Source organism: Sphingomonas sp. PP-CE-1G-424 (assembly GCF_004341085.1).
Taxonomy (GTDB): domain Bacteria; phylum Pseudomonadota; class Alphaproteobacteria; order Sphingomonadales; family Sphingomonadaceae; genus Sphingomonas.
In genome coordinates this window covers 651523-672221 of record NZ_SLXW01000003.1, presented here as the reverse complement: position 1 = coordinate 672221, position 20699 = coordinate 651523, and the positions used below count along the sequence as shown (strand labels likewise).

Below are 20699 nucleotides of genomic sequence, written 5' to 3'. Positions count from 1 at the left end.
TATCCAGTGATGCGGCGCTTTTTTGGCAATTGGTGGGCGGTGACGATCACCTGTGCGGTGCTGCTCGCGGCGTTGCTCGCGTTCGGCTTGCCGCTGTTCGTGAGCGCGATGCGGCCGCGTTGGGTGCGCATCGCGTGCGTCGTCGGGGTCGCGCTGATCTGGGGCCTCGCGGCGTTCCTGCGGCGGCGGCGGACGCGGCGCGCGGCGGATGCTATCGCCGCCGAACTCGCGGGTCCCAACGCGGTCGACGAGGAAGGCAAGGCGCTCGGCCAGCGGATGACCGAGGCGCTGTCACGGCTGAAGGGCGCGGCCGGCAAGCGGCGCGACTATCTTTATAAACAGCCATGGTACGTGATCATCGGCCCGCCGGGATCGGGCAAGACCACCGCGTTGCTCAATTCGGGCTTGCGCTTTCCGTTCGTCGAACAAGCGGTGCGCGGCGTCGGCGGGACGCGCAATCTCGATTTCTGGTTCGCCGACGAGGCCGTACTGGTCGACACCGCGGGGCGCTACACGACGCAGGATTCGGACCATGCGGTCGATTCCGCCGGGTGGAACGCGTTCCTGTCGCTGTTGCGGAAACATCGCCCGCTCCAGCCGATCAACGGCGTCATGGTCGCGATCGGCATCGACGAGCTGGTCCGCAGCGATTGCGCGAAGATCGATGCGCACGCGCGCGCCGTCCGCCGTCGGCTGGTCGAGCTGCGACGGACGCTGGAGGTCGCGGCGCCGGTCTATGTGGTGCTGACCAAGGCCGATCTGCTGGCGGGCTTCACCGAATTCTTCGACGATCTCGATGTCGAGGGCCGGCGGGCGGTGCTCGGCAGCACGCTCACCTTCGGTGACGGCCGCGCGAATGCCGAGACGCTGGCAAAGGCGTTCGACGAAATCGCGCAGGCGATCGCCGACCGCCAGGCCAAGCGGCTGTTCGACGAGAGCGACCCGCGCCGCCGTGCGCTGATGCTCGGGCTGCCCGCGCAGATGCGCTCGCTGCGGGCACGACTGATGCGGTTCCTCGACGGGGCGTTCGTCTCGGGCGACGAGCCCGGCGGCGTGCTGCGCGGCTTCTATCTGACGAGCGGGTTGCAGGAGGGCGCGCCGCTCGACCGGATCATGGCGAGCATGGCCGAGGTCTACGACCAGTCCGCCGCCGCATCGGGATCGAGCGGGCGCGCATATTTCCTCAACCGGTTGCTCGGCGAGGTGATGTTCCCCGAGGCGGGGCTGGTCAGCACCGACCCGCGGGCCAAGGCGCGGATGCGCAGCCGCCTGATCGGTACGATCGCCGGGCTGGGGATCGCGGTCGCGCTGGTGCTCGTCGCATGGGGCGTGAGCTATGCGCGCAATCGCAGTTTCCAGGCCGATCTCGCGACCAAGGCGGGGACCGCCGAGGCCCAACTCCGCGACGCCGGCGTCGATCTTCGGCAGGTCCGCGACGGCGATGCCGACCTGCGCGCGGCGCTGCCGGGGCTGAACGCGTTGCGCGCGCTGCCCCGCGGATACGCTGCGCGCGTCGCCGGCGGGCCGCCGCTCGCGATGACCTTCGGCTTGTATCAGTCGAGCCTCAGCCGCGAGGCTGAGGAGACCTACCGCGAGGCCCTCCGCCGCGTGTTGCTGCCGCGGCTGCTGCTGCGGCTGGAGACGGCAATGCGCACCGACGGCGCCGATCCGATGCGGCTGTACGAACCGCTCAAAGTGTATCTGATGCTCGGCCAGCAGGGCCCGATGGATGCCAAGACGGTGCGCGCCTGGGTGACGAACGACTGGGCGACTCAGGTCTATCCGGGGGCGGACAGCCAGGGCGAGCGCGACCAGTTGGCGCAGCATCTCGATGCGCTGCTCGGCGATACCGACATGGCGAGCGTCTGGCCGAACCGGAAGCCGCCACTCGACGGTGCGCTCGTCGCGCAGGCACGTGCGGCGGTGCAGACGCTGTCGCTCGCCGATCGCGCCTATGCGGTGCTGCGGCAGAAGGCGGCGAGCGCCGGCGCGCCGTGGGAGATGGCCAACATCCTCTCGCAGGGCGACGCGCTCGCGTTTGCCAATCCCAAGCAGGTGCTGACCGCGCGCATCCCGTATTTCTTCACGCGCGCCGGATATGAGCGTGCCTACATGGTCGGGCTGGCCACGGTGCAGCAGGACCTGAAGCGCGACCTGTGGGTGCTGGGTGGCGATGCCGGCAACGGCGGCGTCCGCGACGAGATGAGCAACGTCCGACCGGGTGTCGCGGGTCTCTATGCCAAGGACTATATCGCCGCGTGGGAAGGCGTGCTGAAGACGTTGCAGCCCGGCCCGTATTTCCGCGATCCGGTCGCGTTCGGGGCGTTCACCAAGAGTCCGTCGCCGCTGAAGCGCGTGCTGCTCGAACTGCGCAAGAACACCATCTTCGAGGGCGGTGCTAAGGCGGGGCTGGCGCGGGCGACCCGCTATGGCCTGAACCGATCGCGCCTGGGGCGCTTCGCGCAGGAAGCGAACCGCGACCGGGCATCCGGGATCGATGCGGGCGAGGAGATCGCCGCGTATTTCCAGCCGCTTCAGGATTATGCCGGGGACGGACGCGGATCGGCACCGGTCGACGAGTTCGTCGCGGCGCTGAAAGAGGCGGGGCAGGCGGTGATGGCCGCGCAGTCGGTCGGCGGCGGCGGCGGTGCGGATGCCACGCAGGCGGGCATGGCGACGGCGATGGCGTCGGTGAAGGCCGCCGCGGCCGGCGCGCCGCCGCAGTTGCAGGGGTTCGTCTCGAGCGCGACCGGCGGTGGCGCGTCGGCGCAGATCGGCGCGGCGAAGGGCGCGATCGCGGATGCCTATGCGCAGACCGTCCTGCCGGCCTGCAAGGAGGTTGCCCAGGAGCACTACCCTTTCTTCGCGGCGTCGGCGCAGGATGCGTCGATGGTTGATGCGTTGCGCGTGTTCGGGATGGGCGGCGTCATCGACGGCTTCGTCCAGACGCGGCTGAAGGCGTTGATGCAGACCGATGGTCCCGTCTGGCGCTGGCGCAGCGAGGACCCGATCACCGCGTCGCTCAACCCGTCGAGCCCGGAGGCGTTCGCCAAGGCGGGGCAACTGCGCGATCTGCTCGTCGGCGGATTGCCGATCAAGATTTCCGTCGCGAGCTTCGGCAGCGACGTCGGCATGGTCGAAGTGGCGAGCGGCGGCACGCGCTATCGCTTCACGCCGTCGATCAACGGCGCCAAGCCGTTGCTGTGGTCCGCCAGCGGTGGCCTGCCCGAAGCGTCGGTGGTCCTGTATCGCCCCGGGCCGGCGCAGACCGACCCGACCAGCGAACCGAAGCCAGGCGCCGAGATCGCGCATTGGAACGCCGAGGGCCCCTGGGCGCTATTCCGGGTGATGGACAAGGCCGACAAGCAGAATGCCGGGCAGCGGGCGATCAAGGCGCGGTTCGGCGACGGCGGCGGTGCGGCGACGTTGCTGGTCGGCCTGCCGAGCGACCGCAACCCGTTCAGCCGCGGTGGCCTGTGGTCGTTCCGCTGCCCCGGTGCGCTGTGACGGGGCCCGCGCGATTGTTTGGCAAGCTGCCCGCGCATGGCGACTTCGTGTCGCGTGGCTGGCGTGCGGACGAGCGTGAGGCGCTCGATGCCTGGCTGTCGACGTCGCTGGCCGACGCGCGGACGGTGCACGGTGCGGCGTTCGAAGAGCGGTTCGACAGCGCGCCGCCGTGGCGCTGCGTCCTCGACGTCGTCGAAGGTGGCCTGTCGGGTGCGCTCGCGGCGTCGCAGGATGCTGTCGGGCGGCGTTTTCCGGTATTCGTCGGGGTGACGGGAGCGGCGGACGCGGCGGTAGCGGAGGCGTGCGAGGGCTTGCTGTACGACGCGATCGCCGGGGGCTGGACCGCCGACGCGCTGGTCGAGCAGGCGGAATTGCTCGCGGTCGCTCGGGAGCCGGCGGAACGATCCTGCCGGTGGTGGACGTTGGGTGGCGAGGCGTTCGCGCCCGGTGAGCGGTCGGCGGCGTATCCGGCCGACCTGATCCCGGCGATGCTGACCCCCGCCATATCGCCCCCCGACATGTCGACGGTTGCGTCGTGAACGGCCGCACGTTGCGCACCGAAGGCGTCGCCGCATCGCACGTCGGCATGGTCCGCCGCGCCAACGAAGACAGCTTCTGCGATCGCGGCGCAGACGGCGTGTGGGCGGTCGCCGACGGGATGGGGGGACATGCGCATGGCGACTGGGCGTCGCAGGTCCTGACCAAGGCGCTGGCGGACGCTGCGCTCCCCGACGATTTCGACGAGGCCTGTCGGGAGATCGCGGCGGCGATCCATGCGGGCAATGCGCGGATCTGGGCGGAGGCGCAGGCGCGCGGGCAGCAGATGGGCACCACGGTCGCCGCCTTGCTGGTGCGCGACGGTCGGTTCGGCGTGGTCTGGGTCGGCGACAGCCGCGCCTATCTGTTGCGCGGGGGCGTCCTCTATCAACTTACGCGTGATCACACGCAGGTGCAGGAGATGGTCGACCGCGGCCTGCTCGAACCACACGAGGCCGCCGCGCATCCGCGGTCGCACGTGCTGGCGCGCGCGGTCGGCGTCACCGCGACGCTCGAGGTCGATGTCGTGGTCGACGCGGCGGAGGCGGGCGACGTGTTCCTGCTGTGCAGCGACGGGCTGACCGGGCAGGTGAGCGATCCCGAGCTGACCGCGATGCTTGCTGCGGCCGACGGCAAGGCGGCGATCCGCGACCGGTTGATCGCGCTGACGCTGGAGCGCGGTGCGCCCGACAACGTCACGGTGATCGTCGTGACCACGGGCGAGCCGACGCTGTTGTCGCTGTCGCCGATGCCGGGGGGCTTCGCGTGACCGACGAGAACGACCCGCCGATCGATCGCCGCCCGATCGATGATGGCCCGATCGATGGCAGTCCTGTCGATGATGGCCGCACCGTCTTCGTGCCGCAGCAGCCCGACCAAGCCACCGTCTTCGAAGCCGGATCGGCGACACCGCCGCTCCCCCCGATCGCGCCGCGCGTGGCGGCACGGGGCATCGAGGTCGGCGATGTCCTCAACCACATCTTCGAGGTGAAGCGCTTCATCGCGCGCGGCGGCATGGGCGAGGTGTTCGAGGGCGCCAACGTCATCACCGACGAGCGCGTCGCGATCAAGGTGATGCTGCCCGCGCTTGCCGCCGACGAGAACGTCATCACGCTGTTCCGTCGCGAGGCGCGGACGCTGACGCATCTCCATCACGAGGCGGTCGTGCAGTACCGCGTGCTGGCGCAGGAGCCGCAGCTCGGCGTGCTCTACATCGTCACCGAATATATCGACGGCACCAATTTGTCGGATGTGCTGAAGACCGTGGAGGCCTCGCCCGAAGCGCTCGTGGCGTTGCTGCGGCGGCTCGCATCGGGGCTTCAGGCGGCGCATGCGCTCGGCGCGATTCACCGGGATATCTCGCCCGACAACATCCTGCTCGGCGGCGGCGACCTGGCGCGCGCGAAGATCATCGATTTCGGGATCGCCAAGGATCTCGATCCCGGCACCGCGACGATCGTCGGCGACGGGTTCGCGGGCAAGCTCGGCTATGTCGCGCCCGAGCAGCTTGGCGACTTCGATCGCCGGCTCGGGCCTTGGACCGACGTCTACAGCCTCGCACTGGTGATTCTGGCGGTGGCGGCGGGGCGTGACGTCGGGCTCGGCGGGTCGCTGGTCGATGCGGTCGACAAGCGGCGGGCGGGGCCGGACCTGTCGCCTGCGCCGGAGGTATTGCGGCCACTGCTCGCCCGCATGACGAAGGCCGATCCGACCGCACGGATCGGCTCGATGGTCGAGGTGCTGGCGGAGATCGCGAAGATCGAGGCGGTGCCGGTACCGGTCGAAAAACCGGCGACCTTCCCCTTGCGCTGGATCGCCCTGGGGACCGTCGCCGTCATCCTGCTGGCATCGCTGGTCGTCTATGCCACGCGTCATCGCTCGACCCCGGCGACCGCGTCTGTGGCAACCGCCAAGCCCGCGATGGACGGCATCGAAGACGTCCGCAGTGCGGTCGCCTCGGCGCTGCCGTCGGTCAGCTGTACGTGGCTGCGGATCGTCAGCGTGACGCAGGGTCGCGACCAGCCGCAGATCGCGCTCACCGGGGTCGCCGGCAACCCGTCCGCCGCGCAGGCCGAGATCAGCCACGCGCTGGCGTCGCAGGGCGGCAAGGGGGCCGTGCTGGATTTTTCGGAGGTCGCGCCGATCACGCCAGCGGGGTGCGCCGCGCTCGACGCCTATCGCCAGATCGGCGCCCCCGACGACACGCGGCTGTCGGTCGCGCAACGCAAGTTCGAGATGCGCCGCCAGACGGGCGACTCCGCCTATGCCGGGACGAGTGCCGCCAGTGCGATCGTTAAGGTCGCGGTGCGCGATCCCAAAACCGATTTCACGCTCGTCGGGCTCGAACCCTCGGGCAAGATCGACATGCTGATCCCCGATCGCGCCGCGTTCCGCGCGCAACTCGCGAGTTCGCGCAACGGCGTGCCGATCACCGATCTCGGCGGTGACACGTATCGGCTCCAGATCGATCTCGACCATCAGGGCTGGTCGGGTCTGCTGCTGATCACCGGCCGCGCGCCGTTCGACCCGGCGGTCGTCGCGCCGCCCCTTGGTGCTCGCGGCGCAGACTGGCGCGACCGCCTCGTCTCGCTCGCCGCCGAACGCGGCTGGCAGGCCGATATGGTCTGGTTCAAATCGATCGACGAGCAGAACGACTGACGACGGAACGATTCTGCGGCGCCGTTTAACGCCGATACCGGGTGGACAGGATCAGCGCTGACATCCAGATGTCCGTGCCGTATTCGCGGTCTTCGAAGCGGTTGATCGGATTGTGGGACGATTGTTGCCCAAGCCATGTGACTAGCGTCAGAATACGGGTGCGCCCGGTCACAACTAAAGGGTCAAGCAACCTTCCAAGCACGCCAGCGCGGCCTTGGAATCCACAATACCGTGAAATTAGATCATTCCAGCCATGCTGCTGATCAGGGCGGAAGAAATCGCCAACTTCGGAAAATCGCGGATGTAAAAGAACTTTATGGCGGTGGCCCGGAGGTCTGTATATCTTCACGATCGACATAATTTCATATCTACGTACCGTCTGCACTGGCCGTCTTTCAGCAGTCTCAACCGTTTGATGTAAGGTACCCGACGCGATCGTGCCCCTACATGTTATGACGAAAATCGTCGAATAACCCATACGTCATTCAGTGTCCACTAAATCGCGGGTGCTACCAGCGACAGACTAACTTGATCGGAAAAAGTTACCTGATTCTCATTTGAGTTGACTCTGTGATAGTAATCAATGCTCAACGCAACGTATCGACTTCACATTAACAGGCGTCCGAAGTTGGAGAGGCGATATGGCCTCCGAGCGCCCGGTCGTGGTTCGACGGGCCAGAAGCCGTAGTGCAGGGCACGCTGTTCACACTTGGACGTCCAAGCTGACGATCCTAGCTCCCGAATAACGGCCATTCATTAAGCGCGATCTTTGTCGTTTCTCCGGATCGGACAGGCCGTTTCGGGAAATTGCAGTTGGGAACAGATTTGGGAAAGCAGGTGCCCCGCTCGGCATTCCGTGCGATCGCCGAAGAAACTGTTCCGCAATAGATTTCTTTTCGAAAAAAGCTCCGGCACGTGAAGTGCCGTTCGATATTGGAACTTTATAACGAAAGCAGGCAGTGGCGGATGGCCTTCACGATGCCACATACGTAACTTGACACGTAACCTGTTACTGAACACTCTTTCATTGTGGCCGACTACATCGAGTCACACGGAAGCGCATTCCTAGCGCATCGGCTGCGCCGCTCATCGGACCGTATCGTCGATCAGATAAGCGGAGTCCTTCTCCAGCTAGGACTCGACGTTCCACCGCGCGGCGCTTCAATGTTGTTGCTGATCGTTGAGCACCAACAGATCGGGGTGGTAGAAATCTCGCGACGCCTGCGATTGTCTCACCCGCTTATCGTTCGCATGGCACGGGAATTCCAAGAGCGAGGCTTGGTCGAGATCAACGCTGATCCGTCCGATGGCCGGCGACGGGTCTTAACCCCGACGGACAAGGCACGTCACGAGGCTGCCGCGCTCAGCGCTTTCAACGCGGACCTCAACGCCCTGTTCGATGGCCTGTTCGCGGACATCGACGCTTCTCTGATCTCAGTCCTCGATCGCTTTGACGCCCAGCTTGATGCGTCATCAATCCCAATGCGCCTCGCCGCTCTCAAATCGACCAAGGAGTAATCGATGTTCCCCCGTCGCCATGCCCTCATTATGCTCCTCCCTTTGTTAGCTTTGACCGTGCCACCGTCTGCCGGCGCTCAAACGGCTACGGCTTCGGCCACGCCTGCAGGGACTTCGGATCTCGACGCGGCCGCTCGCACATCGATCGTGGCGCGCTTGTCGACCGAGTTGCGCAGCAGATACATATATCCGGTTGTCGGCGAGAAGGGGGCCGCCGCGATCACCACCGCCGCAGCCTCGGGAGCTTACGATCGGATTGTGGATCTGCCCGCGTTCGCCACGCGGCTGACCGAGTACCTCCGCGGCGTCATGACAGACAAACATCTGATGTTGTTCGACACAACGAACCGGCCAGCGTCGAGCGTTGCGTCGATGCCAGCCGGCGAGGCCGGGATCGTCCGCGCTGATCGGCTGCCCGGCAGGATCGGCTATCTCCAAATCGACGGGTTCGCCAACCCCTGGGCGTTCAAACCAGCGCTCGACCGCGCGATGGCGGGGTTGAAGGGCAGTCGCGCCTTGATCCTCGGCATGCGCGGCAACGGTGGCGGAGATCCAGCATCGGTAAGCTACCTGGTCAGCTATCTTCTTTCTGCGGGCAAGCGGACCAAGATCAACAGCATTGTTGAGCGCAAGGCAGGGACCACTGAGCTCAGGCGCGATTACTTCTTCAACGAGTCGACCCCGGTCAGCTTCGCCGGTGTGCCTGCCTATGTCCTTACGAGCAGCAATACTTTTTCGGGCGGCGAGGAGCTCGCCTACGACATGCAGACGCTGAAGCTCGGCACCGTGGTCGGCGAGGTGACCGGTGGCGGCGCGAACCCCGGGGAGCGTGTTTCCATTGGACACGGTGTCATGGCGTTTATCCCGACCGGTCGCGCGGAGAGCCCCGTTACCGGATCGAACTGGGAAGGACGTGGCGTGCAGCCCGATCTCAAGGTCCCCGCCGCGGATGCGCTCGCCACGACGCTACGCCGCCTGGGCCAAGTGCCCGCTGCCGCTACGATCGAAGCGGCGTCCCCCGTCTCAGTCTTCGCGCCGCGGACCGTGGCGCTCAAGGGCGGGGAGGCGATGCTGCGCCGCCTCTTAGCCGGCCGTACCGCGCCTGAGGCTGATTTCACGTTGATGAAACCGGACGCCTCAGAGGCAGGCCGCGCGGCGCTGGCGGCCACGCACCGCCGCCTGCAACCGCTCGCCGTTCCGCAGGCCATCCGCTTTCGACGGCCCGATGGGTTCGGGTTCGACGAGTTTACGCTCGTCTATCCCGATCGCACCCTTCTCGTCGGGATCATGCTCGACTCAGACGGGAGGTTCATTGACCTCATCGGTCCTGATCCTAGCAAGTAAGTTTGACGCTAAGCCTTTTCTCCGAAGCTGGAAGGATGGTTGGGAATGGCGTGTTTATTGCGAATGACATGGAACGCTGCTTTTTTCCGCCAGCCATGTTGTTGCCAAAAATAATGTAATGCAAGATCTGCACCTGATCTTATTTGCGAATAGTTCACCGGTCATCTCAAATCAGAAGCAAAGCTGCATATCATCCCAAGTCAATGGCCTATGATCGCAACGTCCAATCCGGTTGTTAGAAATAGACGGAATTTATGTACTAATCTTACATCAACAAACCAAAATGCAATTAATGGGTAATCTATTGAAATACCATTATCTAGCTAGACCATGCGATGTCGTGTAGATAGCTAATTTATAAATCTGTTGACTAGTGATGGTAATCTCCGCGATCAAATATCGTCCAAGACTATGGTGCACTGTGGTCCGTTCGCTGTCGGCTCACGCTGTCGTCGGCTCGTTATTGGCTGCACGGAACGTTAGCGAACCGTTTTACCGTTTGCTTTTACCGATACCTAAAAACCTGACTGTCCCAGAGCTTCCACCTAATCGGCTCTCCGCTTGTCGAAACGGCAATCGTTGGTTTGTGATAGTCCTTAATCGAGAATCGATTTGGTGAACTATCGACTCTAAATCCGTCTGAAGGCGTGGACTTGCGCAGCCTGGCGTCGGCGAGCGCGCGCGTGACGAAACGGCGGGCAGTAGACCGGACCGACGGGGCGCCGATACTTGGACGGTCGCCATCCTACTGGAGCAGTCCCCGCACCTTCATACCGGTCAGAGGCGACCCGCACTGGTAGCGCTTTTGCGCCCAATCTTCACAGTCTCCCGGCGCAGGAGAGGCCCGTCTGGTTATCCCGTCTCGTCATAAGGCAACCATCAAAAAAATAACGAATTTTTCAATTGTCGTACAATCATGGTAAGGCTACCACGCTGGCGAAGTAGCACCACAATAAGGTGCGGCTTGCTGGGGGCGATGCGTAAAAACGTGTCGTGCATAGGGGAGGGTTCTATGAACATGTTTGTTATCGGTTCGCATCGCCGCGGGAATGCCATGGTTGCGATGCGTGCTGGCGTATCCGCAGCGGCACTGATCGCTGCCGGCTTTAGTGGAAATGCCTGGGCCCAGGCTGAGACGCAGGCCATATCGCCTGACACAACCCAAGCGGCGGCACCGGAACATGCCCCTGGCGATCCGGCGGCTGATCAAATGGGTGGCGATATTGTCGTTACCGGTCGCCGCGCCGCGCTCGAAGCTGCCGACGAACGGAAACGTCGGAGCGAGACGATCGTCGATTCGGTTGTCGCCGACGATGCGGGCAAGTTGCCTGACAATTCGATTACCGAAGTCCTGCAGCGCGTTTCGGGCGTGTCGATCGTGCGTTTCGCCGCGCTCGGCGATCCCGATCACTATTCGGTTCAGGGTTCCGGCGTGCAGGTGCGCGGACTGACCGGCGTTGCATCGCGCCTGAACGGCCGCGAGATCTTCAGCGCGAACAACGGCCGGGCGATCCTGTGGAGCGACGTCACCCCCGAGCTCATGTCGGCAGTCGATGTCTACAAGGCATCGACGGCGGATCTGATCGAAGGCGGCACCGGCGGCCAGATCGATCTGCGCACCAAGCTGCCGTTCGACTTCAACGGCAAGTTCCACGTCGCGGGCACCGGCGAACTCGCGCTCGGCGACATGGCCAACAAGGCCGATCCGTCGGGCTCGGTGCTGGTCACCGACTCGTTCGAGACGCCGATCGGCCGGATCGGCCTGCTCGGCGACGTCGCGTTCAGCCAGTTCAGCTCGCTGTCGCAATTCCTCCGCGTCAGCCCGTATTTCAAGACGACGCTCAGCGACGGCAGCAGCAAGTACGTCCCGAGCGGCTTCGCGTATGGCGACGAGGCGTTCCAGTACAAGCGCTACGGCATCTACGGCGCGGCGCAGTGGCAGCCGGCCGAGTCGCTGACCTTCACCGGCAGCTTCTTCCAGTCGCGCTACAAGAGTCAGTCGAGCGACTACGGCACGCAGCTCGATTCGCAGACACTGGCGGTCGATCCGTCGAGCAGCAGTTTCGACAGCAACGGCCTGCTGACGAAGACGAACGCGCTGTTCAATCGCGACACGGGCACGTTCGCGCCGACCGGCGGTGCGGTCAACAGCAGCGGCAACAAGGGCTTCGTTCAGAGCAACACGCGGACGCGCGATTACTCGCTGTCGTTCGCCTGGGCGCCGGTCGACAGCCATTTGTCGCTGAAGGGCTCGCTGCAGCGCGTCGATTCCCGCCAGATCTACGATCGCATCGACATCTTCCGCGATATCGGCTTCGGCCAGAGCTTCGGCATGGACCTGACAGGCGATCTGCCGCAGATCAGCGTCAATCCGGCGACGCAGGCCTCGTTCGCCGACCCGGCGAACTATCTCTGGACGGCGTCGATGCCGCACAACGAGCGGAACAAGGGGCGTCTCGATGCCGGTCAGCTCGATGCCGAATACACGTTCGACAACAGCTTCTTCCGGTCGGTCAAGGTCGGTGGCCGCTACGCCAAGCGCACCGAGCGCGATCTGGCGAACGGCTATAACTGGACTGCGCTCGGCCGCGGCTGGAACGGCGATCCGCAGCTGACCTACGCCAACGCGGCGCCGGGCGATGTCGCCAGCCACGCGTTCAAGGACTTCTTCCGCGGCAACACGACGCTGCCGGGCAATCTTATGTTCGCATCGCAGGATCTTGCCTCGCGGTTCAACGTCAACCGTACCGGACTGGTCCAGTCGCCGCCTGCCGGCTTCTGCACGGGTATCGAATCCGACTGCTCGGCTGCAGGTCCCCTGCCGGTCACCGGCTATGGCGGGCTGTCCGGGATCCGGCCGGTCGGTTTCGTCCTGCCGGGCGATCAGGTCGATAATCGCACCGAGAATATCGCGGGCTATGCGCTGCTTCGCTTCGGACCAGAGGAGGGCGCGCGTGGCATTTCCGGCAACGTCGGCGTCCGTGTCGTGCATATCGAGAACCAGGGTAGCGGCTTCATCCAGCAGAACGGCGGGACCGTCTTCATCCGCAACGGCGTTCAGCAGACGCTGGCGAACACCTTCCTCGCGCGCGGCGGCAAGGCCGATTTCACGCGCGTCCTGCCGTCGATCAATCTCGAATTTTCGCCGACGGACAAGATCAAGCTCCGCGGCGGGTACAATATCACGATGGATTTGCCGACCTTCAACGCGTTGCGGGCCTCCGGTTCGGTCGGCGTAGCGACGACCGCTAGCCAGACTCCGGGCGGGTTCGGGACGTTCAACAACTTCACCGCGGACACCGGCAATCCGTTGCTCAAGCCGACCCTGTCGAACAATTTCGACGTTTCGCTCGAGTATTACGGTCGCGCGGGGACGTCGTTCCACGTCGCACCGTTCTTCAAGCGGCTGACCAACCTGCCGATCTACGCGCTGACCACCCGGCAGGTGACGGTCCAGTTCACCGACGGCACGACGGAAAACGTCTCGGCGTCGGCCACCGACTACAGCAACTCGACCAAGGCGGCGACCGTCAAGGGCGTCGAGGTCGGCGGTCGTTTCTTCTTCGACATGCTGCCGGGTGCGCTTGCCGGGATCGGCTTCGAGGGCAACTACACGTTCATCAAGAGCAGCAATCCGGGCGACGCCTATCGCGATATCACCGGTACCGTCAGGAACGATGCGCCGTTGGTGGGGCTGTCGAAGCACAATCTGAACGCGACGTTGCTCTACGAGCGCAACCCGATCTCGCTGCGCATCGCCTATTCGTGGCGCTCGCGGTATCTGCTGTCGACGAACAGCAACGGCACGAACGGCACCTACACCTATTACAGTGCGCCGGGTGTCGTCAGCAACCAGGACGGCGGCGCCGATGCCTCGACCCAGATCGCGCTGCCGATCTATGGTGGCAACTACGGGTCGATCGATGCCGGTATTCGCTTCAAGGTGAACGACCAGTTCTCGTTCGGCGTGCAGGGTACCAACCTGACCGCGTCCACCCAGCGTACGCTGATGGGCGGCTATCCCGGTGGCGAACTGGTTGGCCGGAGCTGGTTCCAGGCTGATCGCCGGATCAGCACCGGTATCAACCTCGCCTTCTGACGATGATGCATCGCCGGTCGACGCGAGGTCGGCCGGCGATCGAGCGGAGGCCGCGATGCGCAAGCGAATCCTGATCGTCGGCGGCGGTACCGCCGGGTGGCTGACCGCCGGCTATCTGGCCAAGCGTCTCGGTGCCGATCTTGCGGGCGGGGTCTCGATCACGCTCGTCGAGTCGCGCGATATCGGCATTCTCGGGGTGGGCGAGGGGACGTTCCCGACCATTCGGCGGACCTTGGCGACGATCGGTATCGACGAGGCCGAACTGGTCCGTCGCTGCGGTGCGACGTTCAAGCAGGGGGCGAAATTCGTCCATTGGCGCCATGAGCCCGGCAAAGGTCGTACCGATCATTACCTGCATCCCTTCCAGATCGCGGATGCGAGCGACGGGCTGGATCTGCTGCCCTACTGGTTGCTCGGCTATGGCGGTCCGGACAATTGGGACGAGGTTTCCAACCCGCAGAAGAAAGCCGCGGACCAGATGCGGGCGCCGAAACTGGCAACCAACCCGGATTATGTCGGGCCGCTCAACTACGCGTTCCATTTCGATGCGGTGGCGCTCGCCGGGCTGCTGCGCGAGCAGGGCGTGAAGAACGGCGTGCGGCACCTGACCGATACCGTCACCGAAGTGCTGCTCGATACCGATGGTGCGATCGGCGGGGTGCGGACAGAGCAGAACGGTCTGCTCGACGCCGATCTCTACATCGATTGCACTGGGTTTCGCGCCGAACTGATCGGCAAGGCGATGAAGATACCGTACCGATCGTGTCGCGACGTGCTGTTCTGCAACCGCGCGATCACCGCGCAGCTGCCCTATGCGCGGCGGGATGAGCCGATCGCGTCGTTCACCATTTCGACCGCCCAGGAAGCGGGCTGGATCTGGGATATCGGCCTCGATCGCCGGCGCGGTATCGGTCACGTCTATTCGTCGGATCACAGCGACGACGAGACCGCCGAGCGGGTGTTGCGCGGCTATCTGGGCGACGGCGGCGACGAGGCCGACGTGCGCCATTTCAAGTTCGATGCGGGCTACCGCGAGGTCAACTGGTACAAGAACTGCGTCGCGGTGGGGCTGTCGAGCGGGTTCTTCGAGCCTCTCGAGGCGACCGGGATCGCGTTTGCCGAGGTGTCGGCGGGGATGATCGCCAACCTGTTCCCCTGGGGCGGCGATTACGAAACGTCCGCGCGGCAGTTCAACGCGAACATGCTGCGCCGCTACGAACGCGCGCTCGATTTCATCAAGCTGCATTACTGCATCTCGGAACGTCGCGACACGGCGTTCTGGCGCGACAACGTGGCGGATTCGTCGGTGCCGGATAGCCTGCTCGAACTGCTCGACCGCTGGCGGTTTCGACCGCCCAACGAGCTCGACATCGACGGGCAGGTCGACATCTTCACCGACGCGAGCTGGCAATATGTGCTTTACGGCATGGGCTGGAAGACCGACCTGAGCGCGAAAGCGGGGGCGTTGCGCTATCCCGACGATGCGCGGCGCGCGTTCGCCGAGGTGCAGCGACAGGCGCAGTATGCGATCGCGAACCTGCCGTCGAACCGTACGCTGGTCGATTATGCGCAGACGCATCGTTTCGGCGCGCGGGCGCCCGCATGACCGGTACGCCGGCGGCGCGCATCACCAAGGTCGTGATCGTCGGTGGCGGGACCGCCGGATGGATGACCGCCGCCGCGTTGTCGCGCCTGGTCGCGACCGGTGTCGCGGTGACGCTGGTCGAATCCGAGGAGATCGGCACGGTCGGGGTCGGCGAGGCGACGATCCCGTCGCTGCGCGATTACAACCGGATGCTCGGGATCGACGAGGACGCGCTCGTCCGCGCGACCGGCGCGACGTTCAAGCTGGGGATCGAATTTCGCGACTGGCGGCGGCTGGGCGATTCCTATCTGCATCCGTTCGGTACGCATGGCCGCGATATCGAGGGCGTCTCGTTCCATCAGCTGTGGTTGCGGCAGGCGAACCTTGGCGGCGATCCGGGCCCGATCGGCGATTATTGCCTGTCCGCGGTCGCCGCGCGGAAAGGGCGGTTCACGCGCCCGGCGAGCAATCCGCAATCGGTGCTGTCGACACTGTCCTATGCGTTTCATTTCGACGCCGCGCTGTACGCGAAGTTTCTGCGCGGAATGGCCGAAGAAGCGGGCGTCGTGCGCGTCGAGGGACGCGTAGCGGCGGTCGACCGCGATGCCGAGTCGGGCTTCATCACCGGTTTGCGGCTCGACGGCGATCGCCGCATCGACGGCGAGCTGTTCATCGACTGCAGCGGGTTCCGGTCGTTGCTGCTCGGCGATGCGCTGGGGGTGCCGTTCACGAGCTGGCAGCATTGGCTGCCGTGCGATCGCGCCTGGGCGGTGCCGAGCGAGCGACAGGGGACGCTGACGCCGTACACCCGCGCCACCGCCGAGACGGCCGGCTGGCGGTGGCGGATCCCGCTCCAGCACCGCGTCGGCAACGGCCATGTCTATGCCAGCGACCATCTCGACGACGACGACGCGCTGCGCGCGCTGCTCGCCGGGCTGGACGGCAAGCCATTGGCGGAGCCGCGCCAGTTGCGGTTCGTCGCTGGTCGCCGCGAGCGGTTGTGGGAAAAGAACTGCGTTGCGATCGGACTGTCCGGCGGGTTTCTGGAACCGCTCGAATCGACCAGCATCCATCTGATCCAGTCGGGTATCACGCGGCTGATGGCGCTGTTTCCGGACCGCGGGTTCGACGATGTCGAGATCGCCGAATATAACCGCGTGATGCTGCGCGAATATGCACAGATCCGCGATTTCATCATCCTCCACTATCACGCGACCGAGCGGTCGGATTCGACGTTCTGGAACCACTGCCGGACCATGACGATCCCGGATACGCTGCAAGCCAAGCTCGATCTCTGGTCGGGCAAGGCACGAACGTTCCGCGAACAGGGCGAACTGTTCACGCCCGATGGCTGGATCGCGGTGCTGCTCGGGCAGGGGGTGCGCCCGGTGTCGACCGATCCGCTGGTCGCCGCGCTGCCACCCGAAGAGTCCGCGCGGTTCATGGACCATGTTCGCGACATGATCGGCAAGACCGCCGACGCGATGCCGGCACACGAGCAGTTCATCGCGCAGCATTGTGCGGCGACGATCGCGCCATGATCCGCATTGCCGCCCGACGTCGCGGCCTTCAACGCCTCTCAACGGCGCTGCTGATCATCGTGTCCGCGCCGGGCTGGAGCCGGTCGCCGGATGCCGTTCCCTATCGCTGGACCAACGTGACGGTCGGAGCGGGCGGCTACGCGCCGAATATCGTGTTCAGCGAGGTCGAGCGCGGGCTCGCCTATCTGCGGACGGACATGGGCGGCGCGTACCGGTGGGACGACGCGACGCAGCGCTGGTCGGCGTTGCAGGACGGCACCGCGACGTCGAGCTATATGGGGATCGAGAGCATCGCGCCCGATCCCCGCAATGCCGACATCGTCTACATGGCGGCGGGCGTGGGCGCGCGCCAGCCCGCGGCGATCCTGCGGTCGACCGATCGCGGGCGTTCGTGGCGGACTATCCCCGTGCCGTTCGCGATGGGTGGCAACGAGGACGGCCGGGGCATGGGCGAACGGCTCGCGGTCGATCCCAACCAGACGCGGACGCTGTTCTTCGGATCGCGCCATGACGGCCTGTGGCGCAGTAGCGATGCGGGCGCGACCTGGGCGAAGGTAGCCGGTTTTCCGGTCGCGGGGCTCGGCAAACCGGCTTCGCGGACAACGCATGGCGGCGTGTCGTTCGTGGCGATCGACCCGACGAGCGGGCGTCAGGGCGAGGGTTCGCGCAGGCTGTGGGCGGGCGTAGCGGATCCCGGCACGGCCAATCTCTACCGATCCGACGACGCCGGACTGACGTGGCATCCAGCAGAAGGGCCACGGCTGTTCGCCGGCAAGGGGGTGATCGATCGCCGCGGCGTGCTGTGGGTGGGCTATGCGAGCGGTCTGGGACCGAGCGGAATCGCGACGGGGGCGGTATGGCGCTACGGCCCCGACGGGCGCGGGCGCGAAGTCACCCCCGCCGCCTGGCGTGCGACCGGTGCGGAAGGCGCGTTTCTTGGCGTCGCGGTATCGAGACGCCAGACCGGGACCGTCGCGGTCAGCACGGTCGATCGCTATCGCCATGGCGACTCGGTGTGGATCAGCCACGACGACGGCCGCAGCTGGGACGATCTGGGGGCGCGCAGCCGGCGCGACGTTTCGGCGACGCCGTTCCTGCTGCACGAGGGCAAGGGCGCGGATTTCGGGCACTGGATCTCGGGACTGGCGATCGACCCGTTCGATCCCGCGCGGATCGCCTATACGACCGGGGCGACCGTCTATGCGGCGCGAGATGCGACCAATTCAGGGACGATCAACTGGGCGCCCTGGGTTCGCGGCATCGAACAGACCGCGATCATCACGCTCGTGTCGCCGAGCGGTGGCGCGCCGCTGATCTCGGGTTTCGGCGATCTGGCGGGCTTCGTCCACGACGACCTTGATCGGTCGCCGCGGCCGACCTTCGTCAACCCGTACATGTCGAACACGAACGCGCTCGACTATGCCGGGATGGCGCCGAACGTGATCGTGCGCAGCGGCAGCCTGTATCTCGACCGACCGCGCGATGGCTCGTTGGGGCGCTCGGAGGATGGCGGCCGGAGCTGGACGATGGTGACCGTGCCGCCGATGGGCACGCCCGCCCGACGCGAGGACCTGAACGGCGATTGGCCGATCACGGTGTCGGCGGATGGGGCGACGATGGTGGTCGCGACTCCGATCCCGCAAGTGACGCGCGACCGCGGCCGCAGTTGGATGCCGGTGCGCGGACTGTCGGGCAAGACGCGGGCGGTCGCCGACAAGCGCGACCCACGGATCTTCTATGCGGTCGATGTCGAGCGCGGCCGGGTGCTGCTGTCGCGCGATGCCGCCGCCAGTTTCGCGCCCGTCGCCGGCCACGGCCTGCCCGCGCAGCTTCGGGCGATCGGCCGGCAGGGGCGCGAAGCACAGAGCGCGCTGCTGGCGGTGCCGGGGCACGCTGGAACGCTGTGGCTGCAGGCGGGCGACCGCCTGTTCCACAGCGTCGACTATGGCAGCAGTTTCGTCCCTGCCAGCGAGGCGCTTAGCGTCGAACTCTACGGCCTCGGCAAGGACGCGGTCTTTGCGGTCGGTACGCGTGACGGCGTGCGCGGGGTCTGGCGCTCTGTCGATGACGGCCATAGCTGGTCGCGGATCGACGATGACGATCATCGCTGGGGTGGCCGCTACCGCGTCGTCTCGGGCGATCCGCGGCGCGAGGGCCGCGTCTATCTCGGCACGGACGGGCGCGGCCTGTTCTACGGCGACCCCAAGGAGGTTCAATGATCCGGCAACTTCTCGTTCTCGCGGCGCTGGGCGTCGCGAATCCCGTCCTTGCGCAGACCGCGCCGGGTCAGGCCACGGCGGTCCCGCACATCGAGACGCGGAACGGCCGGCATGCGCTGATCGTCGATGGTGCGCCGTTCACGCTGCTGGGCGGGCAGGTCAACAATTCGACCAACTATCCCGACGCGCTCAAGACCGCGTGGCCAGTGCTCGACCGGATCGGCGCCAACACAGTCGAGGTGCCGATCGCGTGGCAGCAGGTCGAGCCGCGCGAGGGACAGTTCGACCTGTCGTTCCTCCAGGCGCTGCTCGACCAGGCGCGGGGGCATGACAAGCGGGTGGTGCTGCTGTGGTTCGGCACGTGGAAGAATACTGGTCTCGCGTACACGCCCGACTGGGTGAAGCTCGACAACCGGCGCTTCCCGCGGATGAAGACGCGCGACGGCAGCGATCACGGCGTGCTCAGCGCGCACGGCAAGGCGACGCTCGACGCGGACCGCCGCGCGTTCGTCAAGGTCATGGAATATCTGCGCGACCATGATCGCCAGAACACCGTAATCCTGGTCCAGCCCGAGAACGAGACGGGCAGCTATCGCAATCCGCGCGACTATTCGGCGACCGGCAACGCGTTGTTCGCGCACACCATTCCCACCGCGCTCGCCCGTGCGACCGGCAAGCGCGGCACCTGGGCGCAGGCGTTCGGCGCGCAGGCCGATCGCGCGTTCAACAGCTGGTACGTCGCCGCCTATGTCGACGCGATCGCGGCGGCGGGCAAGGCGGTCAAGCCGTTGCCGATGTACGTCAACGCCAGCCTGTCGGGACCCTCGAACGTGCCCGATCCCGACGGCGTCGCGAGCGGTGGGCCGCAGCAGGACGTGCTCGACATCTGGAAGGCGGCGGCACCGCATATCGATTTCCAGGCGCCCGATATCTACGATCGCGATGCCGGCAACGTCGTCCAGTATCTCGACAAATACGCGCGGCCCGACAATGCGCTGATGGTCCCCGAGATCGGCAACGCGCGCGAATTCCATCGCTTCATCTACCCGGCGATGGGGCGCGGCGCGATCGGCTACTCGCCGTTCGGCCTCGATGACACCGGCTATTTCAACTACCCGCTCGGCGCGCGCGATCTCGACGACAAGACGCTCGAACCGTTGACGCTCGCCTATCGGATGTTCGGCTCGATCATGCGCGACTGGGCGCGGATCGCGTTCGAACGGCCGACCTGGGGCGTCGCCAAGCCCGCCGACGGCGCGATGGTCTCGACCAGAATGGGCGGCTGGAAGGTCAGCGCGAGCTGGGGCGAGTGGCAGTTCGGAATGAAGGACTGGACCTGGCTCAAGTCCGAGCCTGCGCCCTGGGCGAACGAACCGATCGGCGGCGTCGCGGTCGCGCAACTCTCCGCCGACGAGTTCCTGCTGGTCGGCGACCATGTCCGCGTGAACATCGACGGTGCCGACGGCAAGGCCGGCGGCATGGTGGTGCGCGTCGAGGAGGGCGGCTTCCAGAACGGGCGCTGGGTGATGGCGCGGGTGTGGAACGGCGACCAGACCGACTATGGTCTCAATCTGCTCGACAGGCCGCAAGTGCTAAAGGTGACGATGGGCCATTACCGCTGAGCGACCGCAAACAACCGCCGGCAAGCGGCCTTTGCATGACGAGAATTTCATTTAGGGTAGCGATACCAG

At 65.7% G+C, this 20699-nt stretch carries 12 protein-coding genes; 11 read left to right on the top strand and 1 reads right to left on the bottom strand.

Features of this window, described 5'->3' with window-relative positions:
- Positions 1-9: 9 nt before the first annotated feature.
- The 4 genes from tssM to C8J43_RS13100 are packed head-to-tail and all read left to right on the top strand — an operon-like array spanning position 10 to position 6702.
- On the top strand, positions 10-3507 hold the full coding sequence (tssM, locus tag C8J43_RS13115; RefSeq protein WP_133031262.1) for a type VI secretion system membrane subunit TssM: 3498 nt from the start codon (positions 10-12) through the stop codon (positions 3505-3507).
- A complete protein-coding gene (tagF, locus tag C8J43_RS13110; RefSeq protein ID WP_165899624.1) occupies positions 3504-4046 on the top strand; it encodes a type VI secretion system-associated protein TagF in 543 nt (180 codons plus the stop codon). The genes tssM and tagF overlap by 4 nt, the downstream gene beginning before the upstream one ends.
- Positions 4043-4813 (top strand): protein phosphatase 2C domain-containing protein, encoded by a 771-nt coding sequence (locus C8J43_RS13105; RefSeq protein ID WP_243645566.1) that lies wholly within the window; start codon positions 4043-4045, stop codon positions 4811-4813. Before tagF ends, C8J43_RS13105 begins: the two co-directional genes overlap by 4 nt.
- Positions 4810-6702, top strand: a complete 1893-nt coding sequence (locus C8J43_RS13100; protein ID WP_133031260.1) for a serine/threonine-protein kinase — start codon at positions 4810-4812, stop codon at positions 6700-6702. Before C8J43_RS13105 ends, C8J43_RS13100 begins: the two co-directional genes overlap by 4 nt.
- 25 nt (positions 6703-6727) lie before the next feature.
- Here C8J43_RS13100 and C8J43_RS13095 read toward each other — a convergent pair whose 3' ends face one another.
- Positions 6728-7060, bottom strand: a complete 333-nt coding sequence (locus C8J43_RS13095) for a hypothetical protein (protein WP_133031259.1) — start codon at positions 7058-7060, stop codon at positions 6728-6730.
- Positions 7061-7731: 671 nt separating this feature from the next.
- Between C8J43_RS13095 and C8J43_RS13090 the strand changes: the two genes are divergently transcribed.
- From C8J43_RS13090 to C8J43_RS13060, 7 genes are all read left to right on the top strand, one after another.
- A complete protein-coding gene (locus C8J43_RS13090) occupies positions 7732-8220 on the top strand; it encodes a MarR family transcriptional regulator (RefSeq protein WP_133031258.1) in 489 nt (162 codons plus the stop codon).
- Between the two features lie 3 nt (positions 8221-8223).
- Positions 8224-9564 (top strand): S41 family peptidase, encoded by a 1341-nt coding sequence (locus C8J43_RS13085; RefSeq protein ID WP_133031257.1) that lies wholly within the window; start codon positions 8224-8226, stop codon positions 9562-9564.
- Between the two features lie 1210 nt (positions 9565-10774).
- Positions 10775-13663: a TonB-dependent receptor gene (locus C8J43_RS13080; protein ID WP_165899622.1), complete on the top strand. Its 2889-nt coding sequence runs from the start codon at positions 10775-10777 to the stop codon at positions 13661-13663.
- Positions 13664-13718: 55 nt separating this feature from the next.
- Positions 13719-15269 (top strand): tryptophan halogenase family protein, encoded by a 1551-nt coding sequence (locus tag C8J43_RS13075; protein WP_133031255.1) that lies wholly within the window; start codon positions 13719-13721, stop codon positions 15267-15269.
- Positions 15266-16789 carry a tryptophan halogenase family protein gene (locus C8J43_RS13070; protein ID WP_133031254.1) on the top strand — a complete coding sequence of 508 codons (1524 nt, stop codon included), beginning with the start codon at positions 15266-15268 and terminating at the stop codon, positions 16787-16789. Before C8J43_RS13075 ends, C8J43_RS13070 begins: the two co-directional genes overlap by 4 nt.
- Complete coding sequence (locus C8J43_RS13065) at positions 16786-19008, top strand: hypothetical protein (RefSeq protein ID WP_133031253.1); 2223 nt, start codon at positions 16786-16788, stop codon at positions 19006-19008. The genes C8J43_RS13070 and C8J43_RS13065 overlap by 4 nt, the downstream gene beginning before the upstream one ends.
- Positions 19005-20630: a DUF5597 domain-containing protein gene (locus tag C8J43_RS13060; protein WP_133031252.1), complete on the top strand. Its 1626-nt coding sequence runs from the start codon at positions 19005-19007 to the stop codon at positions 20628-20630. The genes C8J43_RS13065 and C8J43_RS13060 overlap by 4 nt, the downstream gene beginning before the upstream one ends.
- The last annotated feature ends 69 nt before the right edge of the window (positions 20631-20699 follow it).

What these genes read in the sequence shown, in the direction of transcription:
- C8J43_RS13085 (WP_133031257.1), top strand. Translation starts at nt 8,224, where the DNA reads ATGTTCCCCCGTCGCCATGCCCTCATTATGCTCCTCCCTTTGTTAGCT.
- C8J43_RS13060 (WP_133031252.1), top strand. Translation starts at nt 19,005, where the DNA reads ATGATCCGGCAACTTCTCGTTCTCGCGGCGCTGGGCGTCGCGAATCCC.
- C8J43_RS13075 (WP_133031255.1), top strand. Translation starts at nt 13,719, where the DNA reads ATGCGCAAGCGAATCCTGATCGTCGGCGGCGGTACCGCCGGGTGGCTG.
- C8J43_RS13065 (WP_133031253.1), top strand. Translation starts at nt 16,786, where the DNA reads ATGATCCGCATTGCCGCCCGACGTCGCGGCCTTCAACGCCTCTCAACG.
- C8J43_RS13095 (WP_133031259.1), bottom strand. Translation starts at nt 7,060, where the DNA reads ATGTCGATCGTGAAGATATACAGACCTCCGGGCCACCGCCATAAAGTT.
- tssM (WP_133031262.1), top strand. Translation starts at nt 10, where the DNA reads ATGCGGCGCTTTTTTGGCAATTGGTGGGCGGTGACGATCACCTGTGCG.
- C8J43_RS13070 (WP_133031254.1), top strand. Translation starts at nt 15,266, where the DNA reads ATGACCGGTACGCCGGCGGCGCGCATCACCAAGGTCGTGATCGTCGGT.
- C8J43_RS13080 (WP_165899622.1), top strand. Translation starts at nt 10,775, where the DNA reads ATGGGTGGCGATATTGTCGTTACCGGTCGCCGCGCCGCGCTCGAAGCT.